The organism is Sedimentibacter sp., assembly GCF_038562225.1.
Lineage (GTDB): Bacteria > Bacillota > Clostridia > Tissierellales > Sedimentibacteraceae > Sedimentibacter.
In genome coordinates, this window is record NZ_JBCFAS010000003.1 from 238439 (window position 1) to 253962 (window position 15524).

The 15524-nt window shown below is 41.1% G+C and carries 13 protein-coding genes and 1 other annotated feature; of the genes, 6 read left to right on the top strand and 7 right to left on the bottom strand.

Translation table 11 applies throughout. The features are described 5' to 3' along the window. Positions 1–20 precede the first annotated feature (20 nt). Positions 21–1229: a PLP-dependent aminotransferase family protein gene (locus AAGU76_RS12955; RefSeq protein WP_342485928.1), complete on the top strand. Its 1209-nt coding sequence runs from the start codon at positions 21–23 to the stop codon at positions 1227–1229. Positions 1230–1346: 117 nt separating this feature from the next. Continuing rightward, the gene (locus tag AAGU76_RS12960; RefSeq protein ID WP_342485929.1) at positions 1347–2732 is read left to right on the top strand and encodes a sodium:solute symporter family protein; all 1386 of its coding nucleotides are present in this window, start codon (positions 1347–1349) and stop codon (positions 2730–2732) included. A gap of 63 nt (positions 2733–2795) precedes the next feature. Here AAGU76_RS12960 and AAGU76_RS12965 read toward each other — a convergent pair whose 3' ends face one another. The 3 genes from AAGU76_RS12965 to AAGU76_RS12975 are packed head-to-tail and all read right to left on the bottom strand — an operon-like array spanning position 2796 to position 8122. After that, the gene (locus AAGU76_RS12965) at positions 2796–5825 is read right to left on the bottom strand and encodes an efflux RND transporter permease subunit (RefSeq protein WP_342485930.1); all 3030 of its coding nucleotides are present in this window, start codon (positions 5823–5825) and stop codon (positions 2796–2798) included. A 5-nt stretch (positions 5826–5830) separates the two neighbouring features. After that, the gene (locus AAGU76_RS12970; protein WP_342485931.1) at positions 5831–7018 is read right to left on the bottom strand and encodes an HlyD family efflux transporter periplasmic adaptor subunit; all 1188 of its coding nucleotides are present in this window, start codon (positions 7016–7018) and stop codon (positions 5831–5833) included. A 9-nt stretch (positions 7019–7027) separates the two neighbouring features. Further along, on the bottom strand, positions 7028–8122 hold the full coding sequence (locus AAGU76_RS12975) for a glycosyltransferase (protein ID WP_342485932.1): 1095 nt from the start codon (positions 8120–8122) through the stop codon (positions 7028–7030). A 112-nt stretch (positions 8123–8234) separates the two neighbouring features. Between AAGU76_RS12975 and AAGU76_RS12980 the strand changes: the two genes are divergently transcribed. After that, complete coding sequence (locus tag AAGU76_RS12980) at positions 8235–8783, top strand: TMEM165/GDT1 family protein (protein WP_342485933.1); 549 nt, start codon at positions 8235–8237, stop codon at positions 8781–8783. Continuing rightward, positions 8783–9409 carry a CoA pyrophosphatase gene (locus tag AAGU76_RS12985; protein WP_342485934.1) on the top strand — a complete coding sequence of 209 codons (627 nt, stop codon included), beginning with the start codon at positions 8783–8785 and terminating at the stop codon, positions 9407–9409. Before AAGU76_RS12980 ends, AAGU76_RS12985 begins: the two co-directional genes overlap by 1 nt. A gap of 49 nt (positions 9410–9458) precedes the next feature. On the opposite strand, the gene AAGU76_RS12990 is transcribed toward AAGU76_RS12985, so the two are convergent. Continuing rightward, a complete protein-coding gene (locus tag AAGU76_RS12990; protein ID WP_342485935.1) occupies positions 9459–11015 on the bottom strand; it encodes a sensor domain-containing diguanylate cyclase in 1557 nt (518 codons plus the stop codon). A 361-nt stretch (positions 11016–11376) separates the two neighbouring features. After that, positions 11377–11613, top strand: a binding site (T-box leader). A 128-nt stretch (positions 11614–11741) separates the two neighbouring features. Here AAGU76_RS12990 and cysK point away from each other — a divergent pair. After that, on the top strand, positions 11742–12635 hold the full coding sequence (gene cysK, locus AAGU76_RS12995; RefSeq protein WP_342485936.1) for a cysteine synthase A: 894 nt from the start codon (positions 11742–11744) through the stop codon (positions 12633–12635). 13 nt (positions 12636–12648) lie between these two features. Then, positions 12649–13206, top strand: a complete 558-nt coding sequence (gene epsC / locus AAGU76_RS13000) for a serine O-acetyltransferase EpsC (protein ID WP_342485937.1) — start codon at positions 12649–12651, stop codon at positions 13204–13206. Between the two features lie 67 nt (positions 13207–13273). On the opposite strand, the gene AAGU76_RS13005 is transcribed toward epsC, so the two are convergent. The 3 genes from AAGU76_RS13005 to AAGU76_RS13015 are packed head-to-tail and all read right to left on the bottom strand — an operon-like array spanning position 13274 to position 15105. Continuing rightward, positions 13274–13519, bottom strand: a complete 246-nt coding sequence (locus tag AAGU76_RS13005) for a hypothetical protein (protein WP_342485938.1) — start codon at positions 13517–13519, stop codon at positions 13274–13276. 27 nt (positions 13520–13546) lie between these two features. Continuing rightward, positions 13547–14698, bottom strand: a complete 1152-nt coding sequence (locus tag AAGU76_RS13010; protein ID WP_342485939.1) for a M56 family metallopeptidase — start codon at positions 14696–14698, stop codon at positions 13547–13549. After that, entirely contained in the window at positions 14695–15105 is a 411-nt protein-coding gene (locus AAGU76_RS13015; RefSeq protein ID WP_342485940.1) for a BlaI/MecI/CopY family transcriptional regulator, read from the bottom strand. The genes AAGU76_RS13010 and AAGU76_RS13015 overlap by 4 nt, the downstream gene beginning before the upstream one ends. Positions 15106–15524: the final 419 nt, after the last annotated feature.

The window sequence follows — 15524 nt, forward strand, 5'->3', positions numbered from 1 at the left end:
AGAATTTTGAAGAGGTTTACATGGATAAATTTGCAAAAAGAATGAACAGCATGGAAAAGACGGCAGGCATTGTGAAAAAGCTGTTTGGGGCTATGAATGACCCGGATCTCATATCATTCGGCGGAGGGGCTCCTGCCAGGGAAGCACTGCCCGTTGACATTGTGCGTGAAATTTCAAATGAAGTGATTAGAACAGATAAAAGAGGCATAGAAGCGCTTCAGTATGGACCCGTTGTGGGCATAAAGGATTTGCGTGAGGTTGTAGTAAAGGATCTTCTTGAGCCCAAGGGTGTGAAGGCAAAAGCTGAAAACATTGTGATAACGGGCGGAGGAATGGAGGCAATTAATTTGCTCTGCCAGCTCTTCATAGACCCGGATGACATAATACTTGTGGAATCCCCAAGCTTTGTTCATTCAGTGGAAGTGTTCGAAATGTTCCAGGCAAGATGCATTCCCGTGGATATGGACGAAGACGGAATGGTTACGGAAGACCTGGAGGAAAAAATCAAGAAATACAAACCGAAGATGGTTTACGTTATTCCGACGTTCCAAAATCCTACAGGCATAACTCTGTCGCAGGAAAGAAGGAAAAAAATCGCCGAGCTGGGCAGCAGGTATGACACCATCATACTTGAGGACGATCCCTACAGAGACATACGATACAGCGGAAACGATCTTCTTCCCATAAAGGCGTTTGACGAAACGGGACACACAATACTGGCAAACAGCTTCTCCAAGATTTTTTCAGCAGGCAGCAGGCTGGGATACATTTATGCAAATGATGAGATAACCGACAAGCTGTTTGATGCCAAGTCTGCAACTAACTCCCATACTGCAATGCTTCCTCAGATACTGTGCGCCGAGTTCTTCAAGAGAGGATATTACCCGGCTCACCATGAGATGATCTGCAGCCTTTACAGGGAAAGAAGAGATGTCATGCTCGAGTGCATAGACAAGTACTTCCCTGAAGGAACCAAGAGAACAACTCCGGACGGAGGTCTGTTTGTATGGGTTGAGCTTCCGGGCATCATAGACACCACAGAGCTTCTGGCTGAGTCCGTTTCCAATCCGGATGTCAAGGTCGCATTTGTTGCCGGCGAAGGATTTTACGCCGAAGGCGGAGGAAAGGGAAGAAACTGCATGCGAATAAGCTTTGGAGGAGTTGAACCTGATAAAATCCGCACAGGAGCAAAAAGGCTCGGAGAACTTATTTGTTCAAAATTGAAATAATCTGCGAGTTTTCCTATGAGGTATTCTCATAGGAAGACTCTTTTTATATTTATATTGAAGTTTATATAAAAAGTAGTAAAATTATTTATGTTGGTCAAAAAACAAATGGGGGATAAAATGGCACAGATTTCTTCACTGCATGTGGCAGGTATGGCGGCTACGCTGCTGCTGATTATGGTAATAGGCGTAAACTCGGGGAAAAAGGTGAAAAATTCATCGGATTTTTCCACAGGGGGAAAAAGTGCAAGCTTTTCTCTGGTTGCAGGGGCTCTTATCAGCACCCTGATCGGAGGCTCATCTACAATAGGAACAGCTCAGCTTGCTTTCAGCTATGGATTGACTGCCTGGTGGTTTACGCTGGGAACAGGGCTGGGATGTCTTCTGTTTGGTTTTTTTCTCGTGAAGCCCTTCAGAAAAAGCGGCTTTGATACCATTCAGCAGGTTATATCGCACGAGTACGGAAGCACTGCCGGTGTTGTAGCATCCGTTCTGAGCTCAATCGGAATTGTGCTGAACATAGTGGCTCAGATATTGTCAGCCAACGCATTGCTGACAACTGTGTTCGGAATAAGCACTGCCATGAGCGCAGCCATAACTGTCTCAATCATGATTTGCTACGTTGTGTTCGGCGGTGTGCTTGGTACCGGTATTCTTGGCAATGTTAAGCTTGTCCTCACCTATGTGGCTGTTGGTTTCGGAACCTACAAAATACTGAGCCTAAGCGGAGGAATGACGCCAATCTACAACGCCCTACCGGCAGAAAAATACTTCAGCATGTTTGCAAGGGGCTTCGGCATTGACTTTGGATCCCTGGTATCAGTGGTTCTTGGAGTGTTTTGCGGGCAGACCTACGTGCAGACCATACTTTCCGGGAGAACCGACAGCGATGCGCAAAAGGCAACCGTTGCGGCTGCTCTTCTGCTTCCGCCGGTTGGTCTTGGTTCCGTGCTAATCGGAATGTACATGAGGATTCAGCATCCCCTCATGGATTCAAGCCAGGCATTCCCGTTGTTTGTGCTGGAAAACATGCATCCGCTTCTGGGAGGGGCAGTCCTTGCCACACTTCTTCTGGCTCTGGTGGGAACTGGCTCCGGTATGGCTCTTGGCTTCGGCACCATTGTATCCAAGGATTTGTATAAAAAATTCATATGCAGGACTGCTGACGGCAAAAGGGAACTGCTGGTGAGCAGGACGTTCATTGTGTTGTCGTTTCTGGTTTCTTCATTTATTGTGAGCATGAATCCCGATTCTCCCATTTTGTCATGGGGATTCCTGGCCACCGGTCTTAGAGGCACGGTTCTTTTGTTCCCCATGCTCGGGGCGCTTTTTTTCAAAAACAAGGTCCACATAGGATTCGCCGTTGCGTCAAGCATAGCCGGAGTGGGAACACATCTTGCATGCGGTATTCTGCTGGATTTAAACTTTGATCCTATCTTTCCGGGCATTGCAGCAGGATTTCTGGTTTTTTCGGCAGGTGCCTTCGCAAAAAGGAATAAGGCATAACTCAAATAAATGAAATGAAGATGCAAAAAGCCGGACAAATTGCCCGGCTTAATTTATATGAATTCAAGCTGATGATTCAAAGATGCAGTAAATTGTAGGAACAACTATCAGCGTTAAAAACGTGGAAATTGCAAGTCCGGACATGAGAGCCACAGCCATGGGTGTAAAAAATGAGCTTGATGACAGGGCAAGTGGAACAAGACCGGCAACCGTAGTGACGGTTGTAAGCATAATGGGGCGGAACCTTCTTTTCACGGAGCTTTTGCATGCATCCAAAGTCGAAAGGCCGTCATTCCTCGCCCTGTTTATGTATTCAATCAGCAGTATGGCATTGTTGACAACTATTCCTATGAGCGACAACAGCCCCAGACCTGCGGTGAATGAAAACGGCTGATTGAGTATCCAAAGACCCAGTATGGAACCTATTACCGACAGGGGAACGGATATCATTATAATGAGAGGCTGCTTCACGGAGTTGAACTGCACCATGAGTATTACGAATATTGCAGCCAGGGATATGGCGGCTGCTATTCCAAGACCTTTAAGGTACTTTGCCAGAGTCTGCTTCTCTCCGCCGAACCGGTAATCCGAATTTTCGTCATCGTATTTTTCCCTGATGGTATCCTCGATTTTTCCCTGTATTGTCTGGCTGCTGTATCCCTTTGAAACCTCAGCCGTAACCTTGATGACAGCTCCCTTGTTGTACCTGATGGCAGTGGGTTCAAAGGCTTTTATGCCTATGTCTGCAGCCTGCTTGAGCATTATTTTGTTTCCTGTTGCAGAGGATTTTATCCTGAAGTTCTCAAGCTGGCGCAGGTTTGAAATGTCAGATTTCAGAAAAATGCCGTATTCATTTCCGTTTACCCGAAGTACCGATGCTTCAGTTCCGCTCAGCGCTATGTTGATCTGGCGCTGTATGTCATACTTAGTGAGACCCAGCATAAGAGCCGCCGCATCATCCACTTCAACCACATATTCCTGTCTGCTTTGGAAGCCGGTGCTTCTTATGTTGTATAATCCTTCTGTTTTCATGAGCTCATCCTTTATAAAATCAGCCTTTTCTGCCAGAATTTTTCTGTCCTTGCCTGTAACAAGAATTTCAATATCAGAGCCTGGGGCCGTCATGGCCAGAAGCTTGGCGGTAATGTCGGCACCTGCTATATTTTCATTTAGTTTTCCCTGCACGTGCATCATGAAATCTTCTTTGCTATTTTTGAAGCTTCTGTCTTTCTTAAGATTAAATCTCACTATGAGCTGAGAGAAATCCACTGAATCCGACCCGATGGCGGAGGTCAGATAAAACTTTGGGAAATACCCGCCTGCGGATGAAGAGACACTTTCAACGGCAGGCTCGTCCAGAAGAAGTTCTTCAATCTTTTTTGTTAGCTCAAGGGTGCTTTCAGGGTCCCCCTTCTTTAAGTTGACCATATCCACATAAATGTAGTCCTTGTCCGTGTAGGGGAATATCTCCAGCGGCAGGACGAACACTGCAATCATGACGCTGACTGCAAAAAACAAGAATACGCACACCAAGGTGAGTTTTTTCCTTCTGAGTGTGGCATTCAAAAGATTTGAAAAAAATATCCTTGTCCTGCTTTCGTAGTTGTCAAGCCTTGTGTTTGTCCTGAAGAACACAGAAGCGAACACAGGCACTACAAGTATGGAAACTGCATATGAAAACAAGAGCGCAGCAATAATTACCACCGGCATGGTCTTTATGAATTCGCCGGCTTCTCCTGGCAGCACAAACAATGTTGCCAATGCTGCAACCGTCGTGAGAGTTGACGTGAAGACGGGAACGGCGGATTCCGCTACTCCCATGAGGGCGGCTTCATCCCTGGAACAGCCTTGGTTCAGTCGTACCTGGACAGCATCGGTTACGACAATGGAGTTGTCCACAACCATTCCCACTGCCATTATCAGACCTGATATTGATATCTGCTGCAGGTCTATTTTAAAGACGTACATGAATGCAAATGTTGCAAAGATCGTGAGAGGGAGAGAAACAGATACTATGACAGCGTTTCGAATTCCCATTCCCAGAAGAACTATCAATATTACGAATATCACACCTTCAAACAGGTTCAGGATGAAGTCGTTCAGCGCCAGCTTTACATCATCCGGCTGAAAGGTTATCTTGTCTATGTTTATGTCTGCGGCGGCATTGTTTTTCGTCTTAAGGATTGCTTCATCAATTTCACCGCCTGTGAGTACGATGTTGTTTCCTGTCTTGAAATAGGCTGCCAGTACAACCGCTTCCGAGCCATTATGGTACATTTTTTTTGCATCTTTCTCCTGGCCGAAATAGACACTGGCAACATCCTTGAGCCGTACGGAGCTTCCGTCCTGTGAAGCTGTTATTATCAGGTTCTTAATGTCTTCGATGCTTTCAAAGCTCTCAGGTACATTTACGTTAATCCTGCCGCCGGGTGTTTCAAGGTAGCCTGCGGGAATTCTCAGATTCTGAGACTGGAGGAGGTAGTAGATGTCCTCCATGGACACTGAATAGTTGTTAAGCTTCATGGAATCAACTTCCACGAAGACTTTTCTGTTTATGGTGCCTTCTATGGAAATCTTGTTTATTTCGTCTAGGGATGAAAGGTTTTCCTTCAGATCTTTTGCATAATGCTCAAGTTGGTCGTGGGTAAGGCCTTTTCCGGTTATGCTTAAGAGCATCCCTGCCGTTTTAACCATGGACTCCGTATCTATGCTCGGTGCATAGCAGCCTGAAGGAAGGTCGTCCTGCATTCCTTCTATGTTATCCTTCAGATCATCCCACTGTTTGTCCTTGTCAACAGCATAGCTGATGGTAACTATTACGGCACTGAAGTTGTCGTTGGATATGGAATCAATTTTTTCCACTCCATCTATCTTGTAGGCTTCTTCTTCAATTTTTTTTGTTACAAGCTCTTCAATGTCACTGGCGGAGGCACCTGGATATATGGTCGTAATAAGTGCCGAAGGGCTTGTGATGTCAGGATTCTCCTGGCGTGGCATGTAGTAGAAGGAATAAATGCCAAACAATATTGTAATGGCAGAAATTGCAGCAGCGATGTATTTTTCCTTCAGGAGGAATGATATTATTCTTTTCATAGTTCCTACCTTAACTGAACAGGTGAGCCGTTCCTGATTTTTTCAGTACCCACTGTGATAACCATGTCGCCGTCCGACAGTCCCGTCACCAGCGCCCGCTCATTATCCACGGCTGTAATCTCTATGTTTGTCCTGACAGCGGTATTGTTTTTTACGGTGTACACATAATCGGTGCCGTCATTTAAAATGAGAGGTATTTCCAGCCATATACCGTGTCTTTGTCCTATTACGAGATCCACCTGACCCATGGAGCCTATGTAAAATTTTCTGTCGGTTTTTATGAGTATGTCTGTTGAAAAGGTTCTTGATTGTTCATCGGGTGTCTGGCTTATGGCTGCAACCTCGCCCTGGTAGGGGGTTTTGTTGATTGTGACAACGGCTTTTGTCCCTTCAGTAATTTTTTCTGCATCCTCCTGGGTCACACCGACGGTAATGACCTGATTTTGGCTTTGCACAAGCACTGCAGGATAACCCTGGGGAACAAGTTCTCCCTCCCTGTACAGTATTTCCGCCACGTAGCCTTTAACGCTGCATACCAGCGTCGCCTCCTCGAATAGCTTTGCTGCAGCTTCGTAGTTTGCCCTGGCGGCCTGGTATTGTGAAAAGGCAGAGGAGATGTCTTCTTTGCGTGTCCCGGCCTGGGCCTTGCTTAAAACTTCCTTGGACTGTTCCAGCTCTTTTTCTGAAATGCTTAAGTTCAGTTCGGCTTCCTTGAAGCTTGTTTCTGATACAGCTCCTTCTTCGAAGAGAAGCTTGACATCATTGAAGGATTTTAGTGCAAAGTCATATGCTGCCTGGGATTTTTCCACATCGAGCCTTGCAGAGTTGATGTCTTCGTTTGAAGCACCTGCCACAGATTTCTCATACTGGGCGAAGGCAGCGTCCGCCTGGCTTTTTGCAGCATCAGCCTGAAGCTTAAGATCAGACTTGTCAAGCTCCAGCAACTCGTCGCCCTCATCAACGGACTGTCCTTCAGTAACAAAGACGGATTTAAGGGTGCCTCCGGTCTTGAAGGAATATTTCTTCAGGGAGTCGCTGTTTACGATTCCCATGTAGTTTATTGTATCATCGGTTGTTTCTTCGTGAACTGTCATGGTTTCAACTGCGGCAGCAGACTCTGAAACAGTTTCTCTTTCCTTGCTGCAGCCTGAAAACGTCAAAATCAAAAATAATAACAGCAGGGTTCTTTTCATGGGACTCCTCTATCTTTCTATGCTCTCTACCACATCGTCCACTATTTTTTCCGAAGAGGATTTGTTGTACATTTTTTTCATGTTTTTGCGCATGGCGTTGAGCAGACTGGGGTTGTTTATGAGTTCTATGGTGCTGTTTACAATCTGATACGCATTGTCGGCAATTATGGCAGCACCTTTTTTCTCGAAGTAAAGGGCGTTTTCCTTTTCCTGGCCCGGCACAGGCTTTATTATGATCAGCGGTATCTGCACTGCCAGTGCCTCGCTCAGCGTTATGCCGCCGGATTTTGTAATCATGCAGCTGGATATCTTGTAAAGCTCATCGATGTTTTCAATGAAACCAAAGATTTTCAGATTTCTCAGGCCCAGCTCTTCAAGCTTCATCTTCTGAATGTGGTTGTTGCCGCAGACCACGGCGACCTGTATGGATTTGTTCTTGCATAGCTCCACGCACACCTTCTTTGTGTCCCTGAAAACTCCGAAAGCTCCGGAATTAATGAGAACAATCTTCTTTCCTCTCTTGAAATTGAATTTTCTGTAAAGATTGGATAAGCTCTCGGCTTCTTCAAAGGCTTCCCTTATAGGAATTCCGGACACAACGGTCTTTTCAACCGGTATGTTCATTTTTTTCAGTTCTTCCTGCAGCTCGTTTGTAGCTATGTAAAACTTGTCTATTTCCTCGCTTATCCAGAGCTTGTGTACGTAAAAGTCAGTCACGATATTGAAGACCGGAATGTTTTTGTTCAGTTTGTTTTTTATTTTCAGCGAGGACAGTATGGGAAACGTGTTTATTATAAGGTCAGGACTGAAATCCCGCGATATCTGTTCAAGCTTCTTGTAGCCGAAATTTCTGTATATTTCTATGACTCTCATGTCCGTAAGCTTTTCGGATCCGTAATACAGCATGGAATATGCTTCTCCGAAATCGTAGCTTTTTATGTATGCCTTCTTTATGGTTTCGGTTATTTTTGGATGGGCCTCCGTAAACAAATCCACAATAAAGACGTTGTTGTATCCTTTGTTTATAAATGCATTCTTTAAGGCCGTGGCAACCATCTTGTGACCGTTGCCGAAGGGAGCTGTTGTAATCAATATATTTAACATATTTCCTCCACTGATTGGGGTTAATTTAGGTTCTGTTTGTACTTTGCTTCTAATATTATAATATATATGTACAATTAGTTAAAGAATTTTTAATATTATTATTGGAGGACGTATGTGGGGAGACTTTCTGGAAGCCTTTGCTATGGTATTTGTTGCAGAGGTTGGAGATAAGACACAGCTGATGCTCATGACACTGGCTGCAAAATACACCATGATGCAGATGGTTTTGGGAATACTGCTTGGAGTTACCATCAATCATGGTGCTGCTGTCTGCTTGGGTTGTTTTTTGTCCGGTATGATTGACCAAGGACTGCTGCAGATATTTGCGGGAATGGTTTTTATAATATTTGGAATTATAACCATAGTGTTTGACGAAGACAGCGACAGCAGCAGCAATTTCCGTTTTGGACCGGTACTTACAACTGCCCTTACGTTTTTGCTGGGAGAAATAGGGGACAAAACGCAGTTGACTGCAATGACGTTGGCTATGGAAGCCGCTCATCCGGTCCTGGTGCTGGCAGGGTCCGTATCAGGCATGCTGGTCATTGGCATTCTGGGAATATTTATCGGATCTTCATTGACTAGAAACATTCCTTCCTATATAATTAAGACAATATCAGGGCTGGTATTTATACTATTTGGATTGATGAGGCTTGTTTAATGAATATTGAAGATATAAGGCGCATGGCAAAAAGCATTGAGCCTAAACCCATAGATGAGGATTTCAGATTTTCCGTACTTGTTCCTTTGATTGAGAAAGAGAGAGAGCTGAATCTAATATATGAAGTTCGTTCCAAGACAATAAGGCAGCCGGGCGAAATTTCGTTTCCCGGAGGAAAAATCGAGGAATTTGAAAGTCCTGCGGACGCTGCCATGAGGGAAACATGGGAAGAGCTGGGCGTGCACAGGGACAACATAGAAATAATTTCCGAGCTTGATTACGCCACAAGCAAAAGCGGGTCCTTTGTCTATTCCTTTCTGGGATACATCAACAACACAGAACCGTCTAAAATTAAATACAACAGGGACGAGGTTGAAGATCTGTTCTGCGTGCCCCTGTCTTTTTTTCTTGAAAACGAGCCTGAAAAGTACTTCATGAACTACTATCCCCAGGCTGACAAAGATTTTCCGTACCACATGGTCAACGACGGCATCAACTACAACTGGGGCAACATCAGGTATCCTGTTTATTTTTACAAGTACGATGATAAAATAATATGGGGGCTTACGGCAAAAATAACCTACAGTCTCATAAAAAAGATGAAAGGTTACAATCACGGAAAATAAGAACCTGTCAGATATTCATCTGACAGGACATTGCAGGTTGGTTGCTTTATCAGCAACATTTTTTTGAACTCTTCTCTTCATACATTCTGCTATCTGCAACTCTTATGAGTTCATCTGCTGTTATGCCGTCTTCCGGACATTGGCTTATTCCAATGGAAAGACCAACATGGCAAATGCAACCGTTGATGATAAATGGATTGTGGAAGAGTTCTCTAATTCTTTGAATAAATGCAATCAGATCATATTCCTGCTGCAAATCAGAAATCAATACGACAAATTCATCTCCGCCCACACGTGTTACTATATCTTTTTTTCTCATTGATGCTGCTAACATTTTTGAAATCTCCACGAGGAGCAAATCGCCTATATTATGACCGTAAGAATCATTTACAGCTTTAAATCCATCAAGGTCAATAAATCCTATTGCAAATTTTGCACCTGATTCCTGGTAACTTGATATAAATAATTCAAGTTCTCTAAATAGCAATCTTCTATTTGGAAGATCTGTCAACTTATCAAAATTAGCCATCCGCTCAAGCTCATTTGAAAGTGAAATATATTTTGTGATATCATGAATGTTTAATACTATTCCTACTATACCATCCAGTTCGCTTTCAGCCACAGAAACAGAAGCAAGTGCATTTATAATGTTACCGGAAGAATCAACCATGTTAATCTGAACATTTCTGGTTATTTTTACATTAAACAGAGTTTCAAGTTCGTTCTCATTATATTTCTTTGATTCGCAAAATTCAGAAAATGGTCTGCCGATTATTTGTTCATTGCTGCATTTTAATAAATCCTCAGTTGCTTGATTACATTTTTGAATTAATCCTTTGCTGTCAAGTAATATTATTGGATCCATAACTGTTTTCATAATCAAATCAGGAGATGCCGCATCATATACGCTCATAAGCTTGAAGGCTTTAACGATATAATAAAATCCAACCCCCCATAATATGGAAAACAAACTATACATAGGCGGCATAAATGAAGTGATGGCAGGTAAAATCAAATCAGTAAAAAATCCTATCGTAAGCATTACAATATCAAGAAATATTATACTTTTTGCTTGTTTCAAATATCTAATTCTATTATCTTTCCTTGCCCATGCATATGTAAAGTATAAAGAGAAACAAAAATATATAATTATGTATAAAACATACAACCAAAACCATGCGGAACGAACATTTGATATGTATGTCCAGCCCCACCCTATTTTGCTTTGAATCATGTTTTTGGCAACAGGTGTCTCTGATGTAAACAATGATTTCATCAAAAGAATTAATGGAAGTGTATACATTAAAAGATATAACTTAACACTATGATTTTTTTTCAATTTTTCTGACAGTATGAGAAAAAAATGAGTCGCAAATACGCAAAACAAAATCCAACCAAAAGAACCAGCTCTATGATAAAACATGGCACTTTCGGCAGTAGGAGCATTATAAAAAAAGACAAAAGTAAACGACCAAATAGCAAAGCAAATATTAACAAGTGCTGCTAATCTATTTAATATTTCTTTGTTATTCAATTTTAAAATCAAAATCGCCAGTATAACAAAACTATATGCATTGAAAAATGATATTAGAGACAATAAATTCATGTACTCTCCCAATTAATTTATCTATATTCTTATAAAAGTGAGAGTGATACTTAACTTATATCATTCTCATGAAATTTATGCTTAATATTCTTTAGTCAAATGGTATTGTATCATTTCTTATTATCAATTACTACAAATTTTATATTTACTAATAAATATTTCGTATTATTTAAAATTTAATTTACGAAATTTAATAAAAATTTTTCGCTTTATTAAAATATGTCTATACAATATAATTCCACGAGAGTATTTTACCAGATGTTTGTAAAAATAATATTTTTTAAAATACATATAAAAAAGTATTGCTTTTTTGTATGGTGTATAATATAATAAGTAAAAAATATACCCAACTAAATTAGTAGGAAATACAGTGAAGAAGGAAAGTAACGTATATTGAATTTTCAGAGAGAGCATCTCCAGGCTGAAAGGATGCTTATTGGATGTATATGTGAAGTGCCCTTCGGAGTACGGCACCGAAACATAAGTAGGCTGCTGCGGATCCAATCCGTTAATATGGGATAGCATGATGGTGCTAGATAAAGGTGGGCAAGTTATTTGCCAATAAGAGTGGGACCGCGGATTATAATCCGTCTCTGTAACAGAGGCGGATTTTTTGTATGCCCTGACTGTGGTATGCCCTGCATGACAAACAGCCCCCTAACCTTACAAAATCAATTAGCTATTCATTATTTTCCGATTTAGTGGAAATCAAAAAGGATGGTAGATATGGAAAATTACACAACATTGAAATTAATAGGCAACACTCCAATAGTACAGCTGCCGGGGGAAAATATATTTATAAAAATGGAGAAATTCAATCCCGGAGGAAGCATCAAGGACAGAGCTGCCCTTGGAATGATAATGGACGCCGAGGAAAAAGGAATACTGAAAAAGAACAGCATCATAGTTGAACCCACCAGCGGGAATACAGGAATAGGACTTGCACTTATAGGAAGGCTGAAAGGCTACAAGGTTGTAATAACAATGCCTGAAACAATGAGCGTAGAAAGAAGAAACATCATTGCAGCATACGGAGCAACATTGATTCTGACTGAAGGTTCAAAGGGAATGTCCGGTGCCATAGCCAGGGCAAACGAGCTATTGAAGGAAGACAAAAATTACTTCATGCCTGACCAGTTCAACAATCCTGCAAATCCTGTTATCCACTACAACACTACCGGCGTCGAAATAATGAGTCAGGTTAACGACCTGGACATCTTTGTGGCAGGCGTAGGTTCGGGAGGAACAATATCGGGAGTTTCAAAAAGACTGAAGGAATACAACAAGAATATAGTGACAGCCGGAGCCGAACCGGCGAAATCACCGGTGCTGTCCGGAGGAAGTCCGTCACCTCACAAGATTCAGGGAATAGGAGCAGGCTTTGTGCCGGGAGCATACAGCGGAGACTTTGTCGACGAAATATTGACTGTATCCGATGAAGAGGCTATCGACACAGCAGTGGAGGTTTCAGCCAAGACGGGAATACTTGTGGGAATATCCACGGGTGCAAACGTGGCAGCAGCCAGGAAGCTTGCCGACAAATACGGAAAGAACAAAAAAATAGTTACTGTTTCTCCCGACGGAGGAGAAAAGTACCTGTCAATGGTTAAGTATTACTAGAAGGGAGTATCCTATGATAAGATTTGTAAGATCAATAGTTGAAGATATAGATTCGGTTTTTGACAGAGACCCTGCAGCAAGAAACAGAATAGAAGTATTGCTTTTGTATCCTCACATGAAGGCTCTAATAACCTATAGAATCGCTCACAGCCTTTACAGAAGGAAAAGATTCTTCCTTGCCAGGTGGGTGTCGAACATGGGTAGAAAATGGAGCGGAATTGAAATCCATCCTGGAGCAACAATCGGCAAGGGACTGTTCATCGACCACGGCATGGGAGTGGTTATAGGGGAAACGGCAGTTATAGGAAACAATGTTACAATGTTTCACGGTGCTACCCTGGGCGGAACAGGCAACGAAAAAGGAAAGAGACATCCAACCGTAGGCGATAATGTTACAATAGGAAGTTCGGCAAAGATTCTCGGAAACATCTATATAGCCTCCGGAACAAGAGTAGGAGCCAATGCGGTAGTGCTTTACGACACGTCTCCCAATTCCACCGTTGTAGGAATACCTGCAAGAGAAGTAAAAAAAGGAAGCAAGATCATCAGCCTAAACGAATACGCCATATAAAAAACAGCCTTCGGATTTCCGGAGGCTGTTTTTGCGTGCGCCCAGCATGGATTGAAGCTAAGTGAGGTTATACCCATTCCCAATCAGTAAGCCATATCCCATAGGTAAGTGACCATAATCGTTTTTGCAGTTTTCCGTCCACAACCCTGTATTTCCATACTGTTTGTTCTGCATTTATCACTGCACCGCCATTTACTTCAGAACTTGCTTTTTCTGCTGCGTATACAGCATGTTTTGGAATAAAAGCTGTGCTTAGGCACATCAGAAGCAAGACAAAAATGGAACAACGAATTAAAAAATTTCTTATTTTCAATTTATTCACCTCCTTCACATTCATTTGCTATTTAACAGGTAATAATGAAAATGGTTCTATATCGATGTCAGTTATATCACATCTGTATTTGCCGTCAGAGTATAAGGAATAAGTGCCGTTTTCATTAAGTATCAAATATGAATTTTCAGGGTTAATGTCAAAAATTTCTTCCTGAGATTGTTCTGGTACAGTGTAAACCGGCTGTATGACAAGCTTGTACGATGCCAGGAAGGACAATAAGATAATGGTACACATCAAAATAATATGAAATTTGTGCTGCTTTTTTATGCTGGAATTATAATTAAGAACAAGATTAAATCTTTGTTCGATTTTCTTCGTATTATTTGTGCTGACTAGTGCAGCACAGTTCATAGGAGTAGTATGCAGCACAGTAATGTTTCTTGCCTCACGGATGACTCTTAGGATGCTCTCCAGGTAGCTGATGCGTCTTTGTTCATCCATTTGAGACGTAATGCTTAGGTCGCATTGAATTTCCAAAATATGATCCAATTCTTTCCTTAATAAATGAACAAAAGGATTCCACCAAAACACCGAGCACAGAAAGTACATGGAAAATTTAGCCCATGCATCCCTATTCAAATAGTGAGTCCATTCATGAATAAGTATATTTTTCAGTTCATCATCTGAAAATGCAAAATCAGGAAGACAAATAACAGGTTTAAAATATCCTGCTATCATAGGAACGGTGATTTCCCTGGATTGTATTATCTTTACTTTTGTATTTTTATAGCTTTTTGCTATAATCTCATCCATGCATGAAACAATCCTTGTGTCATGAGTTCCGGAAACAGCATTGACAGAATGATAGAGACTTATTGATTGACTTACGTATTTCAATATGTAAAATATACTTCCAATGAACCAGACAGCAATCAATAAATCATGAATATGTATTGAAATATTATTATAAACGGTAAATAATTGCTTGTTAAAAAAATCCATAACGGCAGGAAAAACTTTATGTGATTCGATGACTATTGCATTTGGAAATTCTACAAAATAAATCAAACGAAAAATTCCGGAAACAATCAACAATATTAAAGGAATGAGGCTGAAATTGATTATAAAGCTATTACGCTTACGCAATAAGGCAATGACAATAAAAAATACATTGCACAGCAGTATAGAAGTAATAACCGAGAAAAGAGTTACAGTCATTTTTTATCGCTCTTTCGTTCCTTCAGAATAGCCTCAAGCTTATCAAGCGTTTCACCATCAATATCGTCATCCTGAACGAGTGCCGATACAAGGCCGGTAATGGCTGAGGATTTGGATTTAAGATAGTTTGCTCCCTGCTTAAACTGCATAATCTGGTAATCCTCCGGAGTAAATGCTGCAGAATATGTCCTTCCATAATTTTTGCCTGTTTTTACGAAGCCTTCCACCTTTATTGCACCTTTTTCCAATAAGCTGTTCAGTAAAATGTGAATTGAGCTTTTTTTCCAGGAACGTTCCGTAGAAAGTTCAATAATTTCAGAGCGTGACAGAGCCTTATCCTGCGACCACAATAGCTCCATAATTTCCTGTTCATTTTTTGTTAACGAAAATGAATTCTTCTTATCCATAAAAAACACCTCTGTATATTTAAATTATTTAATTATATTGAATATCATTATATTATAAATAATATTATAGGCTATTCTTATTATTGTGTCAATTAAATGATATTTTAAAAGCTTTTTTAAAAACAATTAATTGATATATAATTAAAATGAGTTTAATATTGACAAATTAAATTACAAAATATATAATACAGTAATATAAAACATAAATATAAAATCGATTAAGCTGAGGGGAACTTATGAGATTTTATTGGCGTAAGATTTTGGTAAAGATGTTTTATATCCGGTTGGTTGTAAAAGCATGGGGGAATATATCAACATAATTTTATAAGTTATAAAATTATGTTGATATACGGGACTCTTAAAAATTATTAAAAGGCTCACTTAAGAAACATTTATGTCGTTACAGCTTTTAAGCAATA